This is a genomic window from Cellulomonas xylanilytica (genome assembly GCF_007989805.1).
GTDB lineage: Bacteria > Actinomycetota > Actinomycetes > Actinomycetales > Cellulomonadaceae > Cellulomonas > Cellulomonas xylanilytica.
The window spans coordinates 98,800-123,801 of sequence record NZ_BJUB01000001.1 but is presented as its reverse complement, the minus strand read 5'-3'; the positions used below and the strand labels follow the sequence as shown (position 1 = coordinate 123,801).

Below are 25,002 nucleotides of genomic sequence, written 5' to 3'. Positions count from 1 at the left end.
CAGCGTCACGTCACGGTGGCGAGGTGGTGGTCGAGCGCGGCTACCGACCCGCGCCAGCCGTGCGGGCGGTCGTGGGCGATCCAGGCGCGTTCCGCGACGACGTGCAGGACGTCGTACACGGCCAGCCGTGCCCGCTCGTCGTCGGACGTGATGCCGTACCCCGCCAGCAGGGCGGGCACGTCGCCCGGCGCGTGGAAGCGGACGTGGACCAGCGTCTGGGCGAGGTCGCTGAGCGGGTCGTCCCATGTGGCCGCCTCGAAGTCGAGCACACCGACCAGGGTCGGTGTTCCGTCGAGCAGGAGGTTCCCGTCGATGACGTCGTGGTGGCACAGCACCGGCCCGGCGCACGAGTCGACGGCGGCACGACGGTCCTCGACGAACCTGCGTGCCCGCGTCGCGAGGGCGGCGGACCCGCTCGTCGCGACGTAGTCGGTCAGCGCGATGGTGCTGCGCTCCACGACCCGGTCCCAGGCGGAGGCGGTCGACGAGCCGTCGACCACCAACGCCCCGTACCGCGTGCCGCGCACCTCGTGCAGCCGACGCAGCTCGGCGCCGACCGCGTGGGCGAGCGCGGTCGTGGTCTCGGGACGGAGCACGGGCCGCAGGTCGGCCCACCGGGTGCCCGCGATCCTCGTCATGAGGACGAATCCGTCCACGCCGGGGTGGCTGAGGTCGCCGCGGAGCACGACGCGCGGGACCTCGAGGGTCAGCGCGCTCGCCGCGAGCTCCAGCGCCAGCACCTCGGTGCCGAGCGCGCCGACGTGGGACGCCGGGTAGACCTTGAGGACGAGCGGTCCGGCATCGGCGTCCGCCAGCCCGACGACGTGCCCGACCGCACCCTGGACGGACGGCAGCCACCCGTCCGGGCGGACCCCCGGGAGCGCCCGGCGGGCTGCGGCGATCGCCTCGGCGAGGACGGCCGGCTCCACGGGCATCACGTCATGGTGCCATCCGCCCGGCCGGGTTGCGGCACCCGGGACGGGGGCTACCGTCGAGGGGACGGCCCCGGTACGCCGCGGGACGTCCACCGATGCAGCAGCGTGTCGGGGCTCAGGTCGAGGACCTGCGGAGGCCCCAGGCACCGCGACGCCGACCCGGGCAGACAGCCGCCGTCGGCACGGCCCGGCGGCCGACCCCTCCGGGAGTTCTCCATGTTCCTGCACCGGCAGACCCTCCAGCACCAGGCCAAGCCCGACCAGCCCGACGCCGTGTACGCCCGCAAGCTCCAAGAGGTCCTCGGCGGCCAGTACGGCGAGATCACCGTGGCCATGCAGTACGCGTTCCAGTCCTGGAACACTCACATCCCCGGCAAGTACCGCGACCTGCTGTTCGGGATCGGCAGCGAGGAGTTCGGGCACGTCGAGATCCTGGCCACGATGATCGCCCAGCTGCTGGAGAAGGCACCCGTCGGCGTCACCGAGGGTGCGATGCAGGACGACCCGACCGTGGCCGCGGTGATCGGCGGGACCGACCTGCAGCACGCGATCGTCGCCGGTGCCGGAGCACGGCCCGTCGACAGCATGGGCAACCCGTGGTCCGGCTCCTACATCACGGCCAGCGGGAACCTGCTGGCCGACTTCACGGCGAACGCCAACGCCGAGATGCAGGGCCGCCTGCAGGTCGCCCGGCTTTACCACATGACCGACGACACCGGCGTGCGGGACCTGCTGGGCTTCCTGCTGGCCCGGGACACGATGCACCAGAACCAGTGGCTCGCCGCTGCCGCCGAGCTGCGGGCCGAAGGCGCCGAGGAGCTGCCCGTGCCCAGCAACTTCCCGCTCGACAAGGAGGACCGCGAGGTCGCCTACCAGTACATCAACTTCTCCGACGGCGAGAAGGCGGCCGAGGGGTCCTGGGCGTCGGGTCCGACCCCGGACGGCAAGGGAGAGTTCACGTACGTCGCCGAGCCCCCGGCGGGCGTCCCCATGCCGCCCCCCACCCGGCCGGACTCCCGCCTCTACGGCACGACGGACCTGCCCAACGCCATGGAGAAGATCGCGGGCACGGTGCAGGACAAGCTGCACAAGGAGTGAGCCCGGGTGCCCGACGACGACAGGTCCGGCAGGCTGTCGTCGTCGGGCACACGTCGCGGCGGGAGCGAGGACGGATGGGCGAGGAGCGGACCACCGGGAGATCGGGAGGGCTCGACACCTACCGGTCGATGCGCGACTTCGGTCGCACCCCCGAGCCGTCCGGAGACCGCCGGCCCGCACCGGACCAGGACGGCGGCCGGCGCTTCGTCGTCCAGCGGCACCGCGCCCGGCGCCTGCACTACGACCTGCGGTTCGAGATCGACGGCGTCCTGGTGAGCTGGGCCGTCCCGCGCGGGCCCACCCTCGACCCGGCCGCGCGCCGGATGGCGGTGCACGTCGAGGACCACCCGATCGAGTACATGCAGTTCGAGGGGGTCATCCCCGCCGGGGAGTACGGCGGGGGTGACGTCATCGTCTGGGACCAGGGCACGTGGGAGCCGTACAAGACGGGCGACCCGGCCGCGGAGGTCGCGTCGGGCGAGCTGCACGCCGAGCTGCACGGCTCCAAGCTGCGCGGCCACGTCGTCCTGGTGCGCCGCGGCGAGGCGGGCGGCAAGGAGCAGTGGCTGCTCCTGCACAAGCGGGACGAGCACGCCGTGCCCGGCTGGGACGCCGAGGACCACCCCCGGTCGGTGCTCAGCGGACGGACCAACGACGAGGTCAAGGCCGACCCGGACCGGCTGTGGCGCTCCGACCTCCCGGCGGCCGAGGCGTCGATCGACCTGCGCGCGCCGACGGTCGAGCCGCCCAGCGCCGACGAGCTCGGGGCGCTGGACGACCTGGGGAAGGCCGGGACGTGGGAGCTGTTCGGCCGGCGGCTGCGGCTGACGAACCTGGACAAGGTCCTGTTCCCGGCGCGCGACGGCGAGGCGCCCGTCACCAAGCGCGACCTCGTGCGGTACGCCGCGCAGATCGCTCCGGTGGTGCTGCCCTACCTGCACGGGCGCGCGCTCAACATGCACCGCTACCCCGACGGCGCCCAGGGCAAGGGCTTCTGGCACAAGCAGCTGCCGTCGCACGCCCCCGGCTGGGTCGGCCGGTGGGACAACCCGGACGCCGACCCCGGCGAGACGACCACCTACGTCGTCGTCGACGAGCCGGCCACCCTCGTCTGGGCGGCCAACTTCGGCGCGCTCGAGTGGCACGCCTGGACGTCGCGCACGGCCGAGCCGCACCTGCCGACGTACGCGCTGATCGACATCGACCCCGGCACGTCGACGCCGTGGGAGGACGTCCTGGTCCTCGCCCGTCTGCACCGGGACGCGTTCGCGCACCTGGGCGTCCGGGCGCAGCCCAAGCTCACCGGGCGCCGGGGCATCCAGGTCTGGGTCCCCATCGCCACCGGTCCGACGTTCGACGAGACACGGGCCTGGGTGGAGACGCTGTCGCGCACGGTCGGGAAGGTCGTCCCCGACATCGTCAGCTGGCGGTGGGAGGTCCGCGAGCGCGGCGGCCAGGCGCGGCTCGACTACACGCAGAACGCGATCAACAAGACGCTCGTCGCCCCGTACAGCCCGCGCGCGGCGGCCGGTGCGCCCGTCTCCGCCCCGATCACCTGGGAGGAGCTCGACGAGCCGTGGCTGCGGCCCGACGCGTTCACCGTCCGGACGATCCTGGACCGGCTCGCCGAGCGGGGAGACCCTTTCCGGGCCGTGCTCGCGACGGACCAGATACTCCCCCGGCTGCACTGAGCAGCAGGTCAGGGGCCCACATCGGCCGATCGGGTGACGACCCTCCCGAGATCGGCAGAATCACCGGTCCCTCGACTGTCATATTCACCCGTTCGCGTGCCGATAGAGAGGGTGAGGCCGACGTCAGGCTCCCCCGCCGACGGGACGACCTCCTGAGCAGCACCGACGTCACACCGCAGGAGGCACACCGTGACCAGCCAGCAGACCGTCCCCATGCCCGCCACCGGCCTGAGCGCCCTGACCCAGCGCGAGCGCGTCGTCATGGGAGAGCTGGGCGAGGACATCACGCTCGAGGACATCGCCGCGCGGCTGTGGGTGACCCGCAACACGGTCAAGACCCAGCTGCGCAGCGCGTACCGCAAGATCGGCGTGTCCACCCGGGCCGAGGCCGTCGCCTGGGCGCGGGCGCACGGCCTCTGACCGGCACGGTCTAGGCGGGCTCCGCCCGGCGCTCCAGCGGGTCGAGGACGTCCCGCTCGTCGCCCGGCCGCGCCGGGGGGTGCAGTGCCGGCGCTGAACCGGCCCGGCCCTGCAGCAGCACCTCGGCCGCGTGGTCCGCGAGCGCGAACCCGGCCGAGCCGTACAGGTGGAACACGGCGTCCGCACCGTGCCGCTCGAGCTCGGCGACGTCGTCGTCGTACCGCGCGACGGCCGCGACCTTGCCGGTGAAGCCGGCGGCCTGGAGCCGTGCGAGCGCGATGAGGTTCGCGTTGTGGAACGGCATCGCGAGCACGGCCATCTTGACCCGGCCGGCCCGCTGCACGCGGTTCCAGAACTCGAGGTCCGTGGCGTCGGCGCGCACGACCTCGTACCCCTCGTCCTCGAGCGCGAGGACACGGGTCTGGTCGTGCTCGACGCCGACGACGGACAGCCCGTACTCGTCGCGGAGCCGTGCGTACGTGGCAGAGCCGACGCGCCCGAGGCCCAGGACGAGGGCGTCCGCGTCGCCGATGTCCACCAGCCGGTCGTCGGGGTGGAGCCGGTCGCTGTCGCGTGCGGGCAGCAGGCGGGACAGCCGAGAGGCCAGCTCGACGCCGCGGCGGTTGACGATCGCGGACAGCCCGAAGCTGAACGCGACGGCGAGCGAGACCACGACCACCCACTGCTCGTCGAGGAGGCCGGTGCTGGCACCGACGGCGACCACGATGATCCCGAACTCGGAGTAGTTCGACAGGACGAGGCCGGCGAGGAACGAGGTGCGGCGGCGCAGCCTCATCAGCCACAGCACGACCGCGTAGGCCGCGACCTGGATGGGCAGGAGCAGCAGCAGGAGGAGCGCGAGGCCGACCTCGAGCACGTGGGGCGTGCCGTGCAGGCCGATCTGCACGAAGAACGCCACCAGCATGAGGTCCTTGAAGGTCATGAGCGACCGCGACAGCTCACCCGCCTGGGGGTGCGCCGCGAGGAGCACGCCGACGACGAGGGCACCGACGTCACCGGCGATGCCGACGAGCTCGAACAGCCCGTACCCGAGCACCACGGCCACGCAGACGCCGAACAACGCCTGCAGCTCGCCGTGTCCCACGCGGTCCCAGACCCGGTACAGCAGGCGTCGCCCGGGAACCAGCAGGACGAGCAGGAGCGCCCAGGGACTCGGCGGCTCCCCGCTGGACAGCGACAGGAAGATGACCGCCGCGACGTCCTGCATGACGAGCACGCCGACGGCGATCCGTCCGTACAGGGCCGTGGTGTCGGAGCGGTCGTCGAGCACCTTGACGACGAACACGGTCGAGGAGAACGAGAGCGCGAAGCCGACGAGCGCGAGCGCGCCGAACGACTCGCCCGCCACGTAGCCGAACCCGATGACGGCGAGCAGGCCGAGGAACCCGAGCCCGATCGCGACGCTGATCGCGAGGTGCACGACGGTGGTCAGCCAGATCTCGCGGCGCAGCAGCGTGCGGACGTCGAGCTTGAGCCCGATGGCGAACAGCAGCAGGACCACACCGAAGCTGGCGATGGGCTCCAGGTATGGAAGGTCGGGGGCACCCGCGGCGCCGAGGGCGAAGCCCGCCGCGAGGAAGCCGACGAGGGGCGGCAGCCGCAGGAGCACCGCGACGAGCCCGCCGAGCAGAGCGGCGCCGAGGTACAGGGCCGCTGCAGCCATGAGGGTCCTCTCGCCGGCGCGGGGGTCAGGTCCCTATCTTGCCGGGTCCAGCCCGCCTCGGCGGTGCAGCCGCCGAACCCGCCACCCCGGGACGGCGACCCTGACCCCCACAAGGCATAGCCTGGGAGGTACCGTCCACGGCGTCGTGACGAACGTGCTGGTGGTTCAGACACGAGCCCCCGGTTCCCGGTCTCCTCACGGTGCCACCACTTGGGGGTTCCGATGACGGCGACCAGCACGGACGTGGGCCGCTTCCGGTCCGGCGCGGACGGCGACCGGTGGTGGTGGTCCGACCACATGTTCCTGATCCACGGCATGCAGCCGGGCGAGGTGGTCCCCACCCGCGAGCTCCTGCTCTCCCACGTGCACCCGGAGGGTCGGTCCGTGGTCGCCGGGACCCTGGACGGGTGCAGGGACGACCCGGACCCTCGCGCGTGCGAGTACCGCCTCGTCAGCATGTCGGGTGCGGTCCGCCACGTCGTCATGGCGATCGCCGGCGGCGGCGGGGACGTGACCGGGTTCCTCGTCGACGTCACGGGGGCACGAGACACGCTGCTGGCCGAGCGCGTGAACTCGGAGCTGGCGCTCGCCCTGGAGTCGCACGCCACGATCGACCAGGCCAAGGGCATCCTCATGCTCACCTACGGCGTCGACGAGGACGCGGCCTTCGGCGTCCTCAAGCAGAGCTCGCAGCGGCACAACACCCGGCTGCGCGAGCTCGCCGAGAGGGTGGTGCAGGTCGCGGCCGGCGGGATCGAGGCGACGACGAGCGAGCTGCTCGACGAGACCCTCTGCGGCACCACCGCGTCTCCGGTCCCCACGGCCCGGCGCCGGCGCCTCGACCTGCACACCGAGCGCAGCGCGGACGCGTCGGTCCTGCGCGTGGCCGGGTCGGTCGACCTGTCGAACAAGGACGAGCTGGCCGACGCGATCTCGCGCGCGATGCTCGCGGCGGTGGACCTCGGGCACGTCACGGTCGACCTGCGCGGGGTCGGTCGGGTGGGACCGGTCGTCGCCGACGTGCTCGCCGCGGCACTGCGTCGCAGCGTCGCGCACGGCCTCACACTGACGATCGTCGGCGGGTGTCCGGGGAGGACCGTGTCCCCGGCTCCGGCCCTGCGGCCGTCCCTCCCCTCCCGCAGCTGAGCCCGCGTCAGACGGTGCGCAGCACCAGCAGGAACTGACCCCCGCCCGGTTCGACGTCGGCTGCCACGCGCAGGCCGGGCGCGAACCGCGAGAGGCGGTCCACGAGCCAGGTCGCGGCCGCATCGCCGTCCGCACGCGTCGGGCAGCGACCGACCACCTCACGGCCGCCCTTGCGGGTCAGCCGCTCGACGCTGGCGACGATCGGGGCCGGGTCCACGACGAAGAGGTCCGGCGACCAGGCGACGACCGGCTTGACCGCTCCCTTCTTCGTGTTGCAGGCACGGTGCGCCAGACGCTCGGAGCCGGGGACCGGCTTCTTTCCCTTCGGCACCGCGCCGCCGTCGATGCTGGGGCCGCGGTCGGCGTTGACGGACGCGTCGGGGTCGACCGGCTCGTCGCACAACCAGCATCGCCAGCCGTCGCGCTCGCCGACCTCGTCAAGGGTGCTCATGGCCGGAGACTACGGCGCTACCGTCGGTGGATGGGGTTCGAGGTCACCGCGGCGGTGTACTTCCGGTTCATGGGCCGGTTCTCCGAGCCGCTCGCGGCGCGGTTCGCCGCGGCCCTCGACATCCCCGCGGGTACCCGAGCGCTCGACGTCGGCTGCGGCCCGGGCGCCCTGACCGCCCAGCTGGTCGCGCGTCTGGGCGTCGATGCCGTCAGCGCCGTCGACCCCTCCGAGTCGTTCGTCGTCGCCGCACGCGAGCGGTTCCCCGGTCTGCGGGTCATGACCGGCGTCGCCGAGGCGCTCCCGCTGCCGGACGACTCCGTCGACCTGGCGGTCGCGCAGCTCGTCGTCCACTTCCTGCCCGACCCGGTCGCGGGGCTCGCCGAGATGGCCCGCGTGACCCGCCCCGGCGGCGTGGTCGCTGCGAACGTGTGGGACCACGCCGGCAACGGCGGACCGCTCGACGCGTTCTGGCGGGCGGCGCACGACCTCGACCCGGCAGCACCGGGCGAGGCGGCCCGGCCGGGGACCCGGGAGGGCCAGCTCGCCGAGCTGCTCGGCGCGGCGGGCCTGCGGGACGTCGAGTCCTGGAGCGAGTCCGTCGGTGCGCGCTACGAGTCCGTCGACGAGTGGTGGGCCACCTTCACCCTGGGCGTCGGACCGGCAGGTGCCTACGTGGCATCGCTCGGGGACCCCGAGCGCGAGGCGCTGCGGGCGCGGTGCGCCGAGCTGCTCCCGGCGGCGCCGTTCGAGATCCCGGCCGTGGCGTGGTGCGCCCGAGGTCGTGCCTGACGGCTCAGACCACGCTCGCTCGTCGTGCGAGCTCCCCGACCTCGCGGGCGACGGTCGGCCAGAGCTCGGCGGGCAGGTCGTGCCCGACCCCGGGCATCGTGACGAGCCGTGCGCCGCTGACAGCCTTCGCGGTCGCCCTGCCCGCGGCGACCCGCAGGATCGGGTCCGCCTCGCCGTGCAGCACCAGGGTCGGCCGGTGCAGGTCCCGCAGCCGGGGACCGTGCCACTGCGCCCCGATCTGCCGGCTCTGCGCCCGGGTGTCCCGCGGGCCGCTGTCGACCGCGCGCTCGATCCACTCCCGCGCGGCGGTCTCGTCGAACGGGTACGCAGGCGAGGCGACCCCGCGGGCCACTGCGAGGCTGGCCTCGATGTCGCCGTCGCGCCCGTCGGGGAACGTCCTGCGCGCGAGCCTGGCCAGGAGCCCGACGCGCAGGTAGCGGGCGACCCGCAGGCCCGACACGTCGCTGGGCAGCGCTGCCGACGACACCACGCTGAGGACGCGGTCGGGGTGCCGCAGGGCGAGGCGTTGCGCCACCACGCCGCCCATGGAGTGGCCGAGGACGTGCGCCTGGGGCCAGCCGAGCTCGTCGAGCACCGCGACGGCGTCGTCGACCATGTCCTCGGCCGTGTAGGCGTCTCCCTTCTTGGCGAACAGCGCGCGGAACGGGTTCGACCCGGCGACGTCGGGCATCCGGCTGGACTCCCCCGCGTCGCGCTGGTCGTAGCGGGCCACCGCGAAGCCCTGCGCGGCGAACTCCTCGCAGAGCCCGGTGGGCCACCAGAACCGCGACGTCGCGAGCCCCATGACGAGCAGCAGCGGCATGCCGTCGGAGCCGGCGAGGCGGTCGTACGCGATCTCGACGTCGCCGTTGCGAGCGCGCTGCGTGGGGGTCCAGGTCGACATCGGAGGCTCCTCCATAATTGCGATCAGTGTTCGCTATTCTAGACCATGGATGAGAGGGTGGGACGCATGGAGACGGAGCACACGAGCATCTGGCTGCGTCCCGCCCGCGGCGCCCGGGGCCGGGCCCCGGAGCACACCCGGGACGGCATCGCGGCGGTCGGCGTGCGGCTGGCCGACTCCGTCGGGCTCGGAGCCGTGACCATGCGCTCCGTGGCCGAGGCGCTCGGTGGCGGGTCGGCCTCGCTCTACCGGTACGTGCAGTCCCGCGACGAGCTCGTGGCGCTCATGGTGGACCAGGTCAACGGAGAGATCGACTACTCCGTCCTCGCCGGCACGGACTGGCTCGCCGACCTGCTCGCCCTCGGCCGGCAGAGCCGCGCCGTCTACCTCAGGCACCCGTGGCTGCTGGCGACACCCGCCGCGACCGGGAACCTCGGACCCCGCGCGGTCGACTACCTCGAGCACGCCCTCGGTGCGATGCAGGACCTCGAGCTCGACGGTCACCGTAAGCTCGAGGCCGTCGGCGTCTTCACCGCGGTCGTCCGCCTCCTGGCCGGGACGGAGATCGAGCAGCGCGGCACGGGCCCGGTCGACCGGCGCCGCCAGCTCGCGGCGGCCGCGCACCTCGCCGGTCTCGTGGGAGCAGGCGCCCATCCGCACCTCGCAGCCGCGCTGGCGACCCCGCCCGCCGAGCCCGACGCGGACCAGGTCGAGCGGGTGCTGACGCGCGTCCTGCGCGGCCTGCTCGGGACCTAGGGCGTCGCCCGTGCACGCACGGACGACGCCCCCGCACCACCTCAGCGACGCGCCTCGATCACCAGGTTGAACTGGGTCGTGGCCGCCACACGTGCGGTGCCGAATCCCTCCAGCGCGAACAGCTCGAGCAGGCGCGCCGCGCCGGCCTGGGCACCCAGCCCGGCACCGCCCGCCTGAGACAGGCTGCCGGGCACGCACATCGTGGCGCTCGCCGCGTACCAGCTCAGCCCGAGCGGGTGCAGGTTGTCCTCCAGCCGGTCCGCGGCCGCCGGCTCGACGACGAGCAGGATCCCGTCGTCCGACAGCGCGGCGCGGGCGTGCCGCAACGCACCGAGCGGGTCGCCCATGTCGTGCAGGGCGTCGAACATGCAGATCACGTCGTACGGCCCCCCGTCGTACTCGTCCGCGGCAGCCTCGGTGAACGCGACCCGGTCGGCCGCCCCCGCCCGTTGCGCCGCGGCCGTGGCCCGCCGGACCGACTCGCCGTGGTTGTCCACGCCGAGGAACGTCGACGCCGGGAACGCCTCGGCCATCAGCAGGGTCGCCGAGCCGAGACCGCAGCCGACATCGAGCACGCGCGCTCCGGCGGTCAGCCGGGCGGTCAGGCCGTCGACCGCCGGGATCCACGCGTCCACCAGCGAACCCGCGTACAGCGGCCGGAAGAACCGCTCGACCCCGCTGAACAGGCGGTCGTCGTGCTCGTGCCACCCGACCCCCTCCCCGGTGGTGTAGGCGTGGGCGAGCCGGTCGACCGACGCCCACACGGCGGCCGTGATCTCGAACGCGCCGACGAGCGCGGCCGGGCTGTCGTCGTCCGCGAGGACCGCAGCGTGCTCGGCGGGCAGCGTGAACCGCTGGGTGGCCGCGTCGTACGTGACGTAGCCGGCGGCGGCCTGCGCGGAGACCCACTCCCGCACGTACCGCTCCGCGAGCCCGGCGTGCTCCGCGAGCTCGGCGCTGGTCACGGGCCCGACGGACGCCAGGGTCCGCCAGAGGCCCAGCCGGTCCCCGAGGTAGGTCAGGACGCCGTTGCTGGCGATGGCGTGGTTCTGGGCGATCTGCCCGGCGAACGCCACGACGCGGTCCAGGTCGAGCTCTGTGGCTGCGTGGCCGTGGTCGTTCTCGGTCTGCAGGTCGATCGTCATGGGGTGTCCTCTCGTCGTCCGACGGCTCCGTGCCGCCTCGGTCCCGACGATCCCGGGCACCGCTGGCACGGCGCTGGCACGGGGCTGACGCACATCTCCCTGGTGCGGCACGGGGCCGACCCGGCACAGTGGCCACCTGGACCGTGCGGAGGGAGGTCGGGTGGCCAGCGGACTGCGTGTCGAGCTCCTCGGTCCCCTCCGCCTCCTCGTCGACGGCATCCCCGTGGATGTCCCCGGCAACCGGCGGCGGGCCGTCCTGGCGGTGCTGGCGATGGCCGAGGGCCGGGAGGTCAGCCGCACCGCGCTCGTCGACGAGCTGTGGCCGGACGATCCGCCCCGGGACGCCACGCAGGCGGTGCAGAGCCACGTCTCCCGGGTACGGCGTCATCTCGGTCCGTACGCCGACCGCTTGCGGCACGGTGACGGCGGCTACGTCCTCGAGCTCGGCGACGGAGGGCTCGACGTGGCGGACGCCCGGTGGCTCGCCGACGACTCCCCGGCGGACGCCCTGCGTCTCTGGCGGGGCGGCGCGCTCGAGGAGTTCGTCGACCGGCCGGGACTGGCGGTCGAGAAGGTCGCGCTGGACGAGCTCTGGCTCCGGTTGCGCGACGACGCGACCGAGGCCGAGGTCGTCGGCGGCACGAGCCGGTCCGCCGACGCGGCGACAGCGGTGGCGACGTCCCCCCTGCGGGAGCGCACGGTCATCCTGCTCATGCGGTCGTATGCCGCGGAGGGCCGGACCGCGGACGCGATGCACACCGCCGCGGCGTTCCGGCGGCGGCTCGCGGACGAGACGGGCCTGGACCCCACCCCCGCGCTCAGCACGTGGGAGCGTCTGGTGGCCGCCGGGTCCCTGGCGCCGAGCCGGGTCCGCACCACGTCGGCGGTCCGCACACCGGCCGGGCCGCTGGTGGGACGCGACCATGACGTCACGGAGCTGCTGCGGCTCCTGGACAGCCAGCCGGTGCTCACCGTGACAGGACCGGGCGGCGTCGGCAAGACGCGGCTCACGCTGCAGGCGGCCGCCGAGCACAGCGACCGCACGGGCACCGAGAGCGTCGCGGTACGGCTGGCGGCGGTCACGGAGGGGACGCGGGTGCCCGAGGCGGTCGCCGCCGCCCTGGGGCTGCGCCTCACGCGCGACCCGGCGCCCGCGGCGGTGGCCACGATGCTCAGCGGCAGGGCTACCCTGCTGGTGCTGGACAACTGCGAGCACGTGGTGGACGCGGTGCGCGACCTGGTCGTCGCGCTCCAGGAGACGGCACCGACCGTGCGGATCCTGGCGACGTCCCGCGTGACGCTGCACGCGCCCGGAGAGTTCGTCGTCCGCCTCCAGCCGCTGCCCGTGCCCCGCGAGGGCGACCTGACGCCCCTCGCGCACCAGCCGAGCGTGCAGGCCTTCCTGGAGCACGCTCGGCTGCGGGTGCGCGACTACACCCCCGCGCCGGACGATGCCCCGGCGCTCCTGGACGTGGTGCGCCGCCTCGACGGTCTCCCGCTGGCCATCGAGCTCGCCGCCGGGCAGCTGGGTGCCGTGCCGCTCGCGGCGCTGCAGGAGCGGCTCGGGCGGGCGCTCGACGCGCTCTCCGCCCGACGACCCACCGCCGACGCCCGGCAGGAGACCCTGCGCGCAACCATCGACTGGTCGTACCGCCTCCTCGACCCGGCCGACCGGGCCGTCCTGCGCAGCCTCGCGCCGTTCCCTGCGGGTGTCGACCTGGAGACCTTCGAGCGGCTGTCGACCGAGGCGGCTCCAGGAGCCGAGCCGGTCGCCGTCCTGGCCCGCCTGGTGGACCACTCCCTGGTCGACGCCGCCCACGAGGAGCAGGTGCGCTACCGGCTCCTGGAAACCATCCGGTCGTTCCTCCTGGACGACCTCGACGCGCGCGGCGAACGTGCGGCCGCCGAGACCACGTTCCTGCGGTGGGCGTCCCGGGCCGCCGCCGAGATCGGGGCCGCCGTCGTCGGCGACGGGGAGCAGGCGGCGGACCGTCGGCTCCGGGCAGAGCTCGCCAACCTGCGTGCCGCGAGGGACCTGTCGCGCGGGCGCGCCGACGTGGAGCCGCGGATCGACATCACCCTGGCCCTGGACGACGCCGGGACGTGGCGAGACCTGACGGAGCTCTGGGCGTGGGCCGTCGAGCTCGAGCAGGACCCGCTGCTGCAGGGCGACCCGCGGGAGCACGCGGTCCGCGCGGCGGCCGCCGAGGCGTCATGGCTGCTCGGGGACCTGTCCGGCGCCACGCGGCTGGCCCGCACCGCGATCGAGGCCGCCGGCGACGACCCCGGCGTCGTGAGTGCCTGGAGCGCGTCGGCGGCCGTCGCGCTCTTCCGCGGCGACCACGCGCGCGCCGCGCAGGACTGGGCCGTCGCCGCGGCCCTGTCACCGCTGCCGTCGCCGTACCTCGCGTCAGGCGCGCTCGCCCTCGGCTACGCCGGCGACGCGTCGGGAGCGGGTGCCCTGCTCGACGACGCGGGACGAGCGCTGAGCAGGGCGCCGAGCCTGTCTCACCGCGCGTGGTTCCACTACGTCGCGGGTGAGCTCAGCGCCGCGAGCGACCCCGACGCGGCTGTCGCCAGCTACACCGCGGCCGTGGACCTCGCCCGAGGGTGTGGCGCCGGCTTCATCGAGGGGGTCGCTGCGGTCGGGCTCGCTGCGTCGCGCGCCGCTCAGGGGGACGTCCGGGCGGCGGCTGAGGACTACGTCGGGCTCCTGCGCTACTGGTCGGCCGCGGGGAACCTCACCCAGCTGTGGACGACGGCACGCGACGCGGCGATCCTCCTCGACGCGCACGGGTCGTCCGACGCGGCGGGTGTCCTGCTCCTGGCCGCCGAGTCGGCCGACGCGGCGTCCGAGCTCGTCGGGGACGCGGCCCGGCGGGTGCGCGTGGTCCTGGACCGGATGGGCGCCGACCACGTCTCCGGGCTGCGGACCCGCGCCCGGGCCATGACGGCTGCCGACGCCGTCGAGCTGGCCGTCGACGCCCTGCGGTCGGAGCTAGGCGGCCCGCTCGTACCCTGACGGGCGTCCTCGGCCCGACCCGGCGACGGTCGTCTCGTCCGGGACGACCTGGTCGGCGGGCACGGTGGCACCCGGCTCGAGGACGACCCGCTCCCCGAGGCGCGCACCCGCACCGACGCGCGCATCGGCGCCCACGCGCGTCCCGGCACCCAGGTGCACGTTGCTCCCGACGACCGCCCTGGCGCCGACCACGACGTCGGTGTCGACCCAGCTGCCCGCGCCGACCCGTGCACCCTCGTGCACCACCGCGCCGGCCTCGACGTACGACGTGTCGGCCAGCCACGCGCTCTCGTGCGCGCGGGCGGCCGGCGAGACCAGCCCGCCTCCGTGGGCGTGCCGCACGTAGCGCACGACCGCGCCACGGTCGTCCTCGAACTCCACCAGACCCTTGATCCGTCGCGACATGCCTCTCCTCCGTCGATGGTCCTGCACGTCATAACGACGTTCGGGTGCCTGAGGTTTCCCGAAACAACTCAGCCCGCGGCGAACAGGCTTTGGCAGACTGCGCGAGGTGATGGGACGGGTGCTGCCGGTGGGCGTCGAGGTGGCCGAGCACGCGGGTCCCCCGCTGCCCGAGGTCCTGCACCCGTCGGAGGAGCCCGGGGTCGCGAACGCGGTACCGGCCCGCCGTGCCGAGTACGCCGCGGTCCGCGGGTGCGCGCGGATCGCGTTGCGCCGGCTCGGTCTGCCGGACGCGACCGTCCCCGCAGGACCCGACCGCGCACCGGTGTGGCCGGCCGGGATCGTCGGCAGCATGACGCACGTCGACGGGTACCGCGCCGCTGCCGTCGGGCGCGCCGACAGCTGGGCGGGGATCGGCATCGACGCCGAGCCGCACGCGCCTCTGCCGCCCGGCGTCGATGCGCTCGTCCTGAGCGTCGACGAGCAGCGGGCGGTCGCCCGCACCGAGCCCGCCCTGTGCGCGGACCGTGTCCTGTTCTCGGCCAAGGAGTCGGTCTACAAGGTCTGGTACCCCGTGACGCGGTCGTGGCTCGGGTTCGAGGACGTGGACGTCGTGCTCGGCGACGGCACGTTCGTGGCACGGCTCCGCCGGACCGGGCTGGGCACCGACGTGCTGCACGGCCGGTGGGCGGTCGGCGACGGGCTGGTCGTCACCGCCGTCGTGCTGGCGCGGGCCTGAGCGCCCGCGACTTTCCCTCGACCACTTGACGCCCCACGGGATCGGCGGCATGCTCTGCGCAGTTGTTTAATCGATTTAGCAGCGGCTCACGAGGAAGTGAGGGGTGACATGGCGCGAGCACGGATCTCCGACGTCGCCGCCGCGGCGGGCGTCTCCACCGCCACCGTCTCGCTGGTCCTCAACGACCGCACGGCCCGCATCACGGACGCCACGCGGGACCGCGTCCGCCGCGCCGCGGAGGAGGTCGGGTACACGCCGAACTCCGTGGCACGCGGCCTGCGGACCCAGCGCAGCCACACGGTGGGCCTGATCTCCGACCGGATCGCCACGACCCCCTTCGCCGGCCGCATGCTGGCCGGCGCCCAGGACGTGGCCCGCGAGCACGGCATCCTCGTGTTCCTCGTGGACACCGACGCCGACGAGACCGTGGAGCGGGAGGCCATCCGCGCGCTGGCCGCCCAGCAGGTCGACGCGATGATCTACGCCTGCATGTGGCACCGGGTGGTCGACGCCCCGTCCTCGCTCCCCCGCGGCACCGTGTTCCTCGACTGCCGCCCGGCCGACGGCGGCTTCCCAGCGGTCGTCCCCGACGACCGCGCGGGCGGCGTCGCGGCCGTCCGGGCGCTGGTCGCGGCCGGGCACCGTCGGATCGCCTACGTGGACGTCGACGAGCCGCACCCGCCCGTCGCCTCCGACCTGCGCCACGAGGGCTACCTCCAGGTGCTCGCCGAGGCCGGCATCGACCCGGACCCCGCGCTGCACGTCCGCTGCGACACCTCGTCCGCCGGCGGGCGGGAGGCGACCGACCGGCTGCTCGACCTGCCGGAGGACCACCGGCCCACGGCGCTGTTCTGCTTCAACGACCGCATCGCCGCGGGCGCGTACGTGGCGGCGCACCGCCGCGGCCTGGCCGTCCCGCAGGACCTCTCGATCGTCGGGTACGACGACCAGCAGCTCGTCGCAGCGGACCTCGACCCGCCGCTGACCACCGTCGCGCTGCCGCACTACGAGATGGGCCGATGGGCGATGGAGGTCGCCCTCGGCATCCGGACGCCGGACGATCCCGACGCCCCTCACCTCATGCCCTGCCCGATCGTCGATCGGGACTCGGTGGGTCCGCCGCCGGCCACAGCTGCGAGCGACAGCCGGCGACGGACCTGACACGCAATCCCCAACGACCACCGTCGGTGGTCGTGGAGCGGTGACCCGACTTGCCGGTCGGGCACCAGGAAAGGAACCCACGATGAAGCGCAGGTCCCTCGTCACGATCGTATCGGTGTCGGCGGCGTCAGCCCTGGCACTCTCCGCCTGCGGGCAGGCGGGTCAGGGCGACGGTGGGTCCGGTGACGGACCGCAGGAGCTCACCATGTGGACGCACTCCGCCGGCAACCCGGCCGAGCTGGAGGTCTACACGAAGATCATCGACGACTTCAACGCGTCGCAGGACCAGTACACCGTGGTGACGGAGTCGTTCCCGCAGGGCGCCTACAACGACGCCATCGTCGCCGCAGCGGCCGCGGGCGACCTGCCGTGCCTGCTCGACATGGACGGCCCGATCGTCCCCAACTGGGCGTGGGCGGAGTACATCCAGCCGCTCGAGCTGCCCACGAGCATCACCGACAACCTGCTCCCGACGGCCGTCGGCACGTACCAGGACGAGATCTACGCCGCCGGCTACTGGGACGCGGCACTGTCGATCTTCGCCCGCAAGTCGGTGCTCGACGCCAACGCCATCCGGATCCCGACCATCGACGAGCCGTGGACCATCGAGGAGTTCGACGCCGCCCTGGCCACGCTGAAGGCCGCCGGCTACGAGACGCCCCTCGACATCGGTGCCGAGGACAAGGGCGAGTGGTGGTCGTACGCGTACTCCCCCATGCTGCAGAGCGCGGGCGGTGACCTCATCGACCGCGAGACGATGCTCACCGCGGACGGGGCGCTCAACGGCCCCGAGGCGGTCGAGTTCTTCACCTGGTTCCAGGACTCGTTCGCCAACGGGTACACCAGCAACTCCGGCACCATCGGCAACCAGGAGTTCAACGACGACGTCGTCGCGCTGAGCTACACGGGCGTCTGGAACGCCATGGGCTCCCTCGAGGCGATCGGCGACGACCTGCTGATCCTGCCCCCGCCGGACTTCGGCGACGGCCCGAAGATCGGTGGCGGCTCCTGGCAGTGGGGCATCTCGTCCAGCTGCGACGCGGTCGACGGCGCACGCGAGTACCTGGAGTTCAGCTTCCAGGACAAGTACATCGCCGAGTTCAGCGACAAGCAGGTGGTCATCCCGGCGACCGCCGCCGCCGAGGAGCTCTCCGCCAACTTCGGTGAGGGCGACCCGCTGCGCCCGTTCGTGGAGCTGTCGCAGGCCTACGCCCTCGCCCGTCCTGCCACACCGGCGTACCCGGTCATCTCGAGCACGTTCGAGAAGGCCGCCAAGGACATCATGAGCGGCTCCGACGTCCAGTCGACCCTCGACGGAGCGGTCCAGGAGATCGACACCAACATCACGTCCAACGACGGCTACGGCTTCTGAGCCGTCCTGCCCGGCGGGGGCAGCACCGCTGCTGCCCCCGCCTGAACGGACACCACCATGGCTTCCTCGACCACGTCCGTGGCGCCCGCGCGCCCACCGGCCACCCCTGATCTCGCCCGCCGCCGGTCCTCGGCCGGCGCCCGCGGCGAACGCCGCTCCGGCCTCGCGATGGCCGCGCCCGCGGCCATCCTGCTCGGCCTGTTCCTCATCGTCCCCGTGCTGCTCGCGTTCGGTCTGTCGTTCACGAACGCGCGCCTCATCTCGCCGAACCCGCCGCGGTTCGTCGGCCTCGACAACTTCATCCGGGCGTTCACCCAGGACCCCGTGTTCCTGCGGTCCGTCCTCAACACGTTCCTGTTCGCGATCGTCGTCGTCCCCGTGCAGGCCGGCCTGGGTCTGCTGCTCGCCGTCCTGGTGAACCAGAAGCTGCGGGGCGTCACGTTCTTCCGGATCGTCTACTTCATCCCGGTGGTCACGTCGATCGTCGTGGTGTCGATCCTGTGGAAGTTCATGTACCAGCCGACCGGGCTCATCAACTCGTTCATCGACACCATGACGTTCGGGGTGCTGCAGGGCGCCGACTGGCTGAACAACCCTCGGACCGCGCTGCCCGCGATCATCGTGCTGTCGATCTGGCAGGCCGTCGGGTTCCACATGCTCATCTGGCTCTCGGGGCTGCAGACCATCCCCGGCGAGCTCTACGAGGCCGCGCGCATGGACGGCGCCGACGCCTGGGCGCAGTTCAAGAACGTCACGTGGCCCGGCCTGCGCTCGACCATGATCTTCGTCCTGGTGACCATCACCATCTCGGCCCTCGGCCTGTTCGTGCAGATCGACGTGATGACGCAGGGCGGCCCGCAGAACTCGACGACGACGATCGTCTACCACGCCGTCCGCAAGGGGTACCGCGAGCAGGAGACCGGCTACGGGGCCGCGATCTCGCTCATCTTCTTCGTGCTGGTGCTCGTGATCGCCCTCGTGCAGCGCTTCGTGACCCGAGAGAAGGACTGAGCCATGGCCACCATCACCGCGCCCTCGAGCCGGCAGCTGGACCGGACCGAGCGCCAGCAGCGCCGCCGGCGCAACGTGTGGTCCTACCTCGCGATGGCGCTCTTCGCGGTCATCTTCCTCTTCCCGATGGTCTTCATGTTCATCTCGAGCCTGAAGCCCGACGCGCAGATCCTGTCCGACGTCCGGTCGCTGAACGCGTTCCTGCCCGTGGGCGACCTCAGCCTCGACAACTACCGCGACGTGTTCGACCGCGTCCCCGTCGCGCGGTTCATGATCAACTCGGTGCTGATCACGACGCTCATCGTCGTGCTGGGCCTGGTGGTCAACAGCATGTGCGGCTTCGCGCTCTCCCGGCTGGAGTGGAAGGGCCGCGGGGCGGTGCTCGCCGTCGTCATCGCGACGCTCATCGTGCCCTTCGAGACGATCGCGATCCCGATGGTCTACTGGGTGTCCAAGCTGCCGACCCTGGTGTTCGAGGGCGGGGTCCCGAAGTACGACTTCGGCTGGCTGAACACCTACCAGGTGCAGATCATCCCGTTCATCGCGAACGCGTTCTCGATCTTCCTGTTCACCCAGTACTTCTCGACGATCCCGAAGTCGCTCGACGAGGCCGCCCGGATCGACGGCGCCGGGTGGTTCACGATCTACCGCAAGATCGTCGTGCCCCTGGCCGGCCCGGCGTTCGCCACGGTCGCGATCCTCACGTTCCTGCCCGCGTGGAACTCGTACCTGTGGCCGCTCATGGTCGTGCAGGAGGAGAACCTGCGGCCCGTCATGGTCGGGATGCAGTACTTCTTCCAGCTGAACCCCGCCTGGGGCGAGGTGATGGCCTACACGACCCTCATCACGCTGCCCGTGCTCATCGTGTTCCTCTCGTTCCAGCGGGCCTTCGTCAGCAGCGTCGCCGCCAGCGGCGTCAAGGGCTGACCCCCTCCATCCCCGCCGGCGACGGCGTGAAAGGCAGACCCATGTTCACCCTTCCCGAGTCCTGGGTGTGGGACTTCTGGCTGGCCGACGACGGCGAGCAGCACCACCTCTTCTTCCTCTACGCGTCACGTGCGCTGCACGAGCCGGACCGCCGGCACTACCGGGCCTCGATCGGGCACGCGGTGTCGTCGGACCTGCAGGACTGGACCCGGGTGCCGGACGCCCTCGTGCGCAGCGACGCACCGGCGTTCGACGACCTGGCCACGTGGACCGGCTCGGTCGTGCGGCACCCCGACGGCACGTGGTTCCTCTTCTACACGGGAGCCACGCTCACGCCGGAGGGCAACGTGCAGACGATCGGGTACGCCACCTCCGACGACCTGCTGACCTGGCACAAGTCGCCGACCAACCCCGTGCTGCGCGCCGACGGCGAGTGGTACGAGGTGCTGGCCGACGGCCAGTGGCACGACGAGGCGTTCCGCGACCCGTGGGTGTTCCCCGACCCGGACGGCGACGGGTGGCACATGCTCGTCACCGCCCGGGGCCGCACCGGCCCGGCGGACGACCGCGGCGTCGTCGGCCACGCCTGGTCCCCGGACCTGCGCACGTGGGAGCTCCGGCCCCCGCTGAGCGAGCCCGGGCAGGGGTTCGGTCAGCTCGAGGTGATGCAGGTGGAGGTGGTCGACGGCGCGCCGGTGCTGCTGTTCTCCTGCCTGGCGACGGACATGTCCGCGGCCGCGGTCGCCACGGGGGCGACCGGGGGCGTCTGGGCCGCCCCTGCGGCGAGCCTGCTGGGTCCGTACGACGTGGCCGACGCCCACCAGGCGACGGACGACACCCTCTACAGCGGGCGCCTCGTGCGCCGCCGGTCGGACGGCGAGTGGGTCCTGCTGGCCTTCCATCACTCGGGTGCCGACGGGGGCTTCGTCGGCGGTGTCAGCGACCCCCTGCCGGTGCGGTGGGACGGCCGCCGGCTGGACGTGCTGGACCCGGCGGTGCGCAGCCGCTGAGCGTCCCGGTGACGATGCGGCGCGGAGGTCGGCTACCCACGGGTAACCCTCCGCGCCGCAGTCGTCTCCAGAGCCGTCGGGAACGATGTGGGACAGGCCCCTGACCTGCGTGTTCACCGGGTTCTGTCCGCGGGCTGGACGGATGGCCGCGCGAGCCTCACACTTGCGCCTGCCCCCCTGATGGTCCGGCCGCCGATGGCCGGGAAAGGACCCCCGGCCGTGCTGCGCACCGTCACCTCGCACCTGTCCCTGGACGTGCGCAACCCGCTCGAGATCCTGCTCTCCGTCGCCGTCGCGGACGGCGCCTACGACCGCTCCGAGATCCTCTCGGTGCGCCACGAGGACGGGGCCCTGGACGTCGCCGAGATCAAGATGGCGCACGGCGGCCGCATGCACCGCGTGCTGTCCCCCGCGGGCCGCCTGGTCGTCGACTACCAGGCCACCATCACGGGCCAGAGCGACCTGCCGCCCGTCGAGGACGTCGACCTCGTCGAGTACCGCCGGCCCAGCCGCTACGCCGAGTCGGACCGCCTGCTCGCGTTCGCCCGGGACCAGTTCCGGGGCATCGAGGGACCCGAGCTGCTCGACGCCGTCGTCGCGTGGGTCACCGGCCACGTCACGTACCTGTCGGGCTCCAGCCTGCCGACCGACGGTGCCACCGACACCCTGCTCAAGCGCCGCGGGGTGTGCCGGGACTTCGCGCACCTCGTCGTCGCGCTGCTGCGCGCCAAGGACGTCCCCGCCCGCCTCGTGTCGGTCTACGCGCCGGGCCTCAAGCCGATGGACTTCCACGCGGTCGCCGAGGCCTACGTCGACGGCGCCTGGCACGTGGTCGACGCCACCCGGCTGGCACCGCGAGGCTCTTTGGTCCGGATCGCGACCGGCCGCGACGCCACCGACACCGCGTTCCTGTCGTACTACGGCGGCCAGCTCTCGATCCGCGCGATGACGGTGACGGCGGCCGTCCACTCCGTGCCCGCTGCGCTGCCGGCCGACGACGGCACCGGTCTGGTCGCCCTGCGCTGAGGCGTCAGGCGCTCTCGCGCAGGTTCCGGCGGCGGCCCTCGACCTCGACCAGCTCCGCGAACGCGGCCTGGTACGCGGCCGGGTCCGCCTCGGCGTCCATGCGCTGGAGGCGTCCGCGCAGGTCGGCGATGTGCCGGGTGAACCCGATCTCGACCAGGCGCAGGACGACGCCCTTGACGTAGCCCTCGAGCGCTTCCGGCCGGTCCTCGGGCAGGGGTGCGACGGCGAGCTCGGTGACCAGGCCGCGGACGGGCTCGGCGGCCTCCTCGATGACGGCACCGACCCAGCCGGTCGAGCCGCCCGACGCCTGCACGAGCGGCCGGGCGACGGTGAGCCCGCCGGCAGCGCGGATGGCCTCGTGGACCGCGCGGTAGGCGGGAGCGCCGAACGCGTCGGTCGGCAGCTCGTCGAAGTCCGCCGCGACCAGGTCCGGACGCTGGAGCACGACCTCGAGGGCGGTGCGCTCGATCTGCGCGACCGGGTCCCGGCGGTCGGGGACGGGCATGCGCTGCAGGGGCACGGGAGTCGGTTCGGCGGATGCGGTGGGCCGCTCGTTGCTGGACTGCGACCGGCCGGCGGCCTGCGGGCGGGTCGACGCGCCCTGCACCGCCCGGCGCACGGAGTCCTGGTCGTCGATGCCCAGCCAGCCGGAAAGCAACCGGGTGTACTCGGGGCGCAGACCGGCGTCGCGGATCCCGGCGACGACCGGGGCGGCGGCACGCAGGGCGCCGATCCGGCCCTCCGCGGTGCGCAGGTCGTAGGACGCGAGGGTCGAGCGGATGACGAACTCGTACAGCGGCGTCCGGCCGGCGACCAGGGCGCGGACCGCGTCGGGGCCCTTGGCCTGGCGCAGCTCGCACGGGTCCATGCCGGACCGCTCGACGGCGACGAACGTCTGCGCGGAGAAGGACTGGTCCTCCCCGAATGCCCGCAGCGCCGCCTTCTGACCGGCCGCGTCACCGTCGAACGTGAAGATGATCTCGCCGCCGACCGAGGCACCGGAGGCCAGCTGGACGCCCCCGGACGACCCGGAGTCGCCGATGAGCCGTCGCACGATGCGTGCGTGGTCGGACCCGAACGCCGTGCCGCAGGTGGCCACGGCGGTGCCGACGCCGGACAGGTGCATGGCCATGACGTCGGTGTACCCCTCGACGACGACCACCCGCTTGTCGCGCTGCAGGTCCCGCTTGGCCAGGTCGATGCCGTACAGGACGTGGGACTTCTTGTAGAGCGGGGTCTCGGGGGTGTTCAGGTACTTGGGCCCCTGGTCCTCCTCGAACAGCCGCCGCGCGCCGAAGCCGACGGTCTCCCCTGTCACCTCGCGGATGGGCCACACCAGCCGGCCGCGGAACCGGTCGTAGATGCCGCGCTGCCCCTGGCTGACCAGCCCGGACAGCGTCAGCTCCGCCTCGGTGAACCCGCGCCCGCGCAGGTGTCGCAGGAGTGAGTCCCAGCCCTGCGGCGCGAACCCGACCCCGAAGTCCGCCGCGGCGGTCCGGTCGAAGCCGCGCTCCGCGAGGAACTGGCGGCCGGCGGCAGCGGCCGGCGTGCTCAGCTGCTCGCGGTAGAACTCCTCGGCCACCTTGTGGGCCTCGATGAGCCGCCGGCGCTTTCCGGGCTCCTCGGTCGACCGCGGACCGCCGCCCTCCTCGTACCGCAGCTGGAGGCCGACCTTGCCGGCGAGGTACTCGACCGCCTCGGAGAAGCCGAGCCCGTCGACCTTCTGCACGAAGTCGATGACGTCGCCGCCCTCGCCGCAGCCGAAGCAGTGGTAGCGGCCGACCTGGGGGCGCACGTGGAAGGAGGGGGAACGCTCGTCGTGGAACGGGCACAGGCCCTTCATCGAGCCGACGCCCGCGGACCTCAGCGTGACGTGCTGACCGACGATCTCCTCGATGTGGGCACGCTCGCGGACCGCTTCCACGTCCTCCCGCCGGATGCGTCCTGCCACGCGAGGAGTCTAGGCGTCGGCGCCCTGAGTGCCGGACCGTTCTCAGACGAGGACGGGCGGTCCGCCGTGCCGGGGCGGGTGAACCAGACGGGCGTGCAGCTCGGCGGCGGAGACGTCGGTCAGCGAGGCCACCTGGTCGATCACCACGCGCAGGCGGGCGGCGTCGTTCTCGGCCTCGACCCAGTCCGCGGCGAACGGCGGCTCCAGGGCGATGGGCGCCCGCTCGGACAGCACGTGCACCAGGTCGACCAGCACCTCGCGCTGCCGGTGGTAGAGCGGTTCGAGCTCCCGCGGCGCCATGACGTAGGTGACGGCGAGGCCCTTGAGCACGAGGATCTCGGCGAGAGTCTCGTGCGGGACGATCAGGTCCGCCGCGTACCGGGTCAGCGGCCCGGTGCCGTACTCCTCGCGCGTGGCCAGCTGCGACGCCTTGGCGAAGCGCCCGATGAGCTGGCTCGTGGAGTCCTTGAGCGAGGCCAGCGCCGCGCGGGACCCGTCGAACCCCGGACGCCACAGCCGCGCGGCGACGAGCCGGTCGATCGCGTCCTGCAGCCCCTCGGCGCTCACGGCGTCGCCGTACCAGGTCTGCACCGCCTCGACCACGCGGTCGCGCTCGCCCGCGACGCCGAGCACCTCGAGGTCCAGCCGCCCGCCGACGACCGCGTCCTCCACGTCGTGCACCGAGTAGGAGATGTCGTCGGCCAGGTCCATGACCTGCGCCTCGAGGCACTTGCGGCCGTCCGGCGCCTGCTCGCGCAGCCACGCGAAGACGGGCAGGTCGTCCTCGTAGACGCCGAACTTGTGCGTGGGCCGCCCGCTCGCCGCGCTGACCGGTCCCTGCAGGTGCCGCCACGGGTACTTCACCGACGCGTCCAGGCTGGCCCGCGTCAGGTTGAGCCCGACCGCGCGGCCGTCGGGGGCGACGACCTTGGGCTCCAGGCGGGTGAGCAGCCGCAGCGTCTGGGCGTTGCCCTCGAACCCGCCGATCCCCTTGGCCAGCTCCGCCAGCGCCCGCTCGCCGTTGTGCCCGAACGGCGGGTGGCCCAGGTCGTGCGCCAGGCACGCGGTGTCGACGATGTCGGGGTCGCAGCCGAGCGCCTTGCCGATCTCGCGGCCCACCTGCGCGACCTCGAGCGTGTGCGTCAGCCGCGTGCGCACGAAGTCGTCCGACGACGGCCCGAGCACCTGCGTCTTGGCCCCGAGGCGGCGCAGCGCGGACGAGTGCACGAGACGTGCGCGGTCCCGCTCGAACGCCGTCCGCTCGCGGGACTTCGCGGGCTCGCGGACCCAGCGCGCCCGGTCGGCGTCGACGTACCCGTCGAGGTCGAGGGCCTGGTCCAGTGCGGTCACCGTGCCAGCGTA

22 protein-coding genes are annotated in these 25,002 nt (G+C 73.3%); 14 read left to right on the top strand and 8 right to left on the bottom strand.

Annotated elements, in window-relative coordinates; genetic code table 11:
* Nucleotides 1–5 precede the first annotated feature (5 nt).
* Nucleotides 6–935 (bottom strand): phosphotransferase family protein, encoded by a 930-nt coding sequence (locus tag CXY01_RS00510; RefSeq protein WP_146925120.1) that lies wholly within the window; start codon nucleotides 933–935, stop codon nucleotides 6–8.
* Nucleotides 936–1,151: 216 nt separating this feature from the next.
* Between CXY01_RS00510 and CXY01_RS00505 the strand changes: the two genes are divergently transcribed.
* The 3 genes from CXY01_RS00505 to CXY01_RS00495 all read left to right on the top strand — a co-directional run bounded on the left by CXY01_RS00505 (nucleotide 1,152) and on the right by CXY01_RS00495 (nucleotide 4,144).
* Nucleotides 1,152–2,033, top strand: coding sequence for a manganese catalase (locus CXY01_RS00505; RefSeq protein WP_146925119.1), 882 nt, complete (start codon nucleotides 1,152–1,154; stop codon nucleotides 2,031–2,033).
* Between the two features lie 74 nt (nucleotides 2,034–2,107).
* Nucleotides 2,108–3,724 (top strand): non-homologous end-joining DNA ligase LigD, encoded by a 1,617-nt coding sequence (locus CXY01_RS00500; RefSeq protein WP_146925118.1) that lies wholly within the window; start codon nucleotides 2,108–2,110, stop codon nucleotides 3,722–3,724.
* Nucleotides 3,725–3,937: 213 nt separating this feature from the next.
* Complete coding sequence (locus tag CXY01_RS00495) at nucleotides 3,938–4,144, top strand: helix-turn-helix domain-containing protein (RefSeq protein ID WP_146925520.1); 207 nt, start codon at nucleotides 3,938–3,940, stop codon at nucleotides 4,142–4,144.
* 10 nt (nucleotides 4,145–4,154) lie between these two features.
* Here CXY01_RS00495 and CXY01_RS00490 read toward each other — a convergent pair whose 3' ends face one another.
* Entirely contained in the window at nucleotides 4,155–5,828 is a 1,674-nt protein-coding gene (locus CXY01_RS00490) for a cation:proton antiporter domain-containing protein (protein WP_146925117.1), read from the bottom strand.
* 222 nt (nucleotides 5,829–6,050) lie between these two features.
* On the opposite strand from CXY01_RS00490, the gene CXY01_RS00485 reads away from it, so the two are divergent.
* Nucleotides 6,051–6,974, top strand: a complete 924-nt coding sequence (locus tag CXY01_RS00485; protein WP_146925116.1) for an ANTAR domain-containing protein — start codon at nucleotides 6,051–6,053, stop codon at nucleotides 6,972–6,974.
* A 7-nt stretch (nucleotides 6,975–6,981) separates the two neighbouring features.
* Here the strand turns inward: CXY01_RS00485 and CXY01_RS00480 are convergent, their stop codons facing one another.
* The gene (locus CXY01_RS00480; protein WP_146925115.1) at nucleotides 6,982–7,425 is read right to left on the bottom strand and encodes a hypothetical protein; all 444 of its coding nucleotides are present in this window, start codon (nucleotides 7,423–7,425) and stop codon (nucleotides 6,982–6,984) included.
* 30 nt (nucleotides 7,426–7,455) lie between these two features.
* Between CXY01_RS00480 and CXY01_RS00475 the strand changes: the two genes are divergently transcribed.
* Nucleotides 7,456–8,214, top strand: coding sequence for a class I SAM-dependent methyltransferase (locus CXY01_RS00475; protein WP_146925114.1), 759 nt, complete (start codon nucleotides 7,456–7,458; stop codon nucleotides 8,212–8,214).
* A gap of 4 nt (nucleotides 8,215–8,218) precedes the next feature.
* Here the strand turns inward: CXY01_RS00475 and CXY01_RS00470 are convergent, their stop codons facing one another.
* On the bottom strand, nucleotides 8,219–9,118 hold the full coding sequence (locus CXY01_RS00470; RefSeq protein WP_222594457.1) for an alpha/beta fold hydrolase: 900 nt from the start codon (nucleotides 9,116–9,118) through the stop codon (nucleotides 8,219–8,221).
* A gap of 66 nt (nucleotides 9,119–9,184) precedes the next feature.
* Between CXY01_RS00470 and CXY01_RS00465 the strand changes: the two genes are divergently transcribed.
* Entirely contained in the window at nucleotides 9,185–9,874 is a 690-nt protein-coding gene (locus CXY01_RS00465) for a TetR/AcrR family transcriptional regulator (RefSeq protein WP_222594456.1), read from the top strand.
* A 41-nt stretch (nucleotides 9,875–9,915) separates the two neighbouring features.
* Here the strand turns inward: CXY01_RS00465 and CXY01_RS00460 are convergent, their stop codons facing one another.
* Complete coding sequence (locus CXY01_RS00460; RefSeq protein ID WP_146925112.1) at nucleotides 9,916–11,019, bottom strand: class I SAM-dependent methyltransferase; 1,104 nt, start codon at nucleotides 11,017–11,019, stop codon at nucleotides 9,916–9,918.
* 160 nt (nucleotides 11,020–11,179) lie between these two features.
* Here CXY01_RS00460 and CXY01_RS00455 point away from each other — a divergent pair, with 160 nt between their 5' ends.
* Nucleotides 11,180–14,041, top strand: coding sequence for an AfsR/SARP family transcriptional regulator (locus CXY01_RS00455; RefSeq protein WP_146925111.1), 2,862 nt, complete (start codon nucleotides 11,180–11,182; stop codon nucleotides 14,039–14,041).
* Here CXY01_RS00455 and CXY01_RS00450 read toward each other — a convergent pair.
* Nucleotides 14,018–14,446: a transferase gene (locus tag CXY01_RS00450; protein WP_146925110.1), complete on the bottom strand. Its 429-nt coding sequence runs from the start codon at nucleotides 14,444–14,446 to the stop codon at nucleotides 14,018–14,020. The genes CXY01_RS00455 and CXY01_RS00450 overlap by 24 nt on opposite strands.
* A 109-nt stretch (nucleotides 14,447–14,555) precedes the next feature.
* On the opposite strand from CXY01_RS00450, the gene CXY01_RS00445 reads away from it, so the two are divergent.
* From CXY01_RS00445 to CXY01_RS00415, 7 genes are all read left to right on the top strand, one after another.
* A complete protein-coding gene (locus CXY01_RS00445; RefSeq protein WP_146925518.1) occupies nucleotides 14,556–15,182 on the top strand; it encodes a 4'-phosphopantetheinyl transferase family protein in 627 nt (208 codons plus the stop codon).
* Nucleotides 15,183–15,290: 108 nt separating this feature from the next.
* Entirely contained in the window at nucleotides 15,291–16,343 is a 1,053-nt protein-coding gene (locus CXY01_RS00440; RefSeq protein WP_146925109.1) for a LacI family DNA-binding transcriptional regulator, read from the top strand.
* A 205-nt stretch (nucleotides 16,344–16,548) separates the two neighbouring features.
* Nucleotides 16,549–17,715 (top strand): sugar ABC transporter substrate-binding protein, encoded by a 1,167-nt coding sequence (locus CXY01_RS00435; protein WP_246124876.1) that lies wholly within the window; start codon nucleotides 16,549–16,551, stop codon nucleotides 17,713–17,715.
* Between the two features lie 57 nt (nucleotides 17,716–17,772).
* On the top strand, nucleotides 17,773–18,726 hold the full coding sequence (locus CXY01_RS00430; RefSeq protein ID WP_146925107.1) for a carbohydrate ABC transporter permease: 954 nt from the start codon (nucleotides 17,773–17,775) through the stop codon (nucleotides 18,724–18,726).
* A gap of 3 nt (nucleotides 18,727–18,729) precedes the next feature.
* Nucleotides 18,730–19,653 (top strand): carbohydrate ABC transporter permease, encoded by a 924-nt coding sequence (locus tag CXY01_RS00425; RefSeq protein WP_146925106.1) that lies wholly within the window; start codon nucleotides 18,730–18,732, stop codon nucleotides 19,651–19,653.
* Between the two features lie 41 nt (nucleotides 19,654–19,694).
* Nucleotides 19,695–20,663 carry a family 43 glycosylhydrolase gene (locus tag CXY01_RS00420; RefSeq protein WP_146925105.1) on the top strand — a complete coding sequence of 323 codons (969 nt, stop codon included), beginning with the start codon at nucleotides 19,695–19,697 and terminating at the stop codon, nucleotides 20,661–20,663.
* Between the two features lie 219 nt (nucleotides 20,664–20,882).
* Complete coding sequence (locus CXY01_RS00415) at nucleotides 20,883–21,689, top strand: transglutaminase-like domain-containing protein (RefSeq protein ID WP_186813241.1); 807 nt, start codon at nucleotides 20,883–20,885, stop codon at nucleotides 21,687–21,689.
* A 4-nt stretch (nucleotides 21,690–21,693) separates the two neighbouring features.
* On the opposite strand, the gene dnaG is transcribed toward CXY01_RS00415, so the two are convergent.
* Together dnaG and CXY01_RS00405 are read right to left on the bottom strand one after the other, a co-directional pair.
* Entirely contained in the window at nucleotides 21,694–23,640 is a 1,947-nt protein-coding gene (gene dnaG / locus CXY01_RS00410) for a DNA primase (protein WP_146925103.1), read from the bottom strand.
* A 42-nt stretch (nucleotides 23,641–23,682) separates the two neighbouring features.
* Nucleotides 23,683–24,990: a deoxyguanosinetriphosphate triphosphohydrolase gene (locus tag CXY01_RS00405; RefSeq protein ID WP_146925102.1), complete on the bottom strand. Its 1,308-nt coding sequence runs from the start codon at nucleotides 24,988–24,990 to the stop codon at nucleotides 23,683–23,685.
* Nucleotides 24,991–25,002 lie beyond the last annotated feature (12 nt).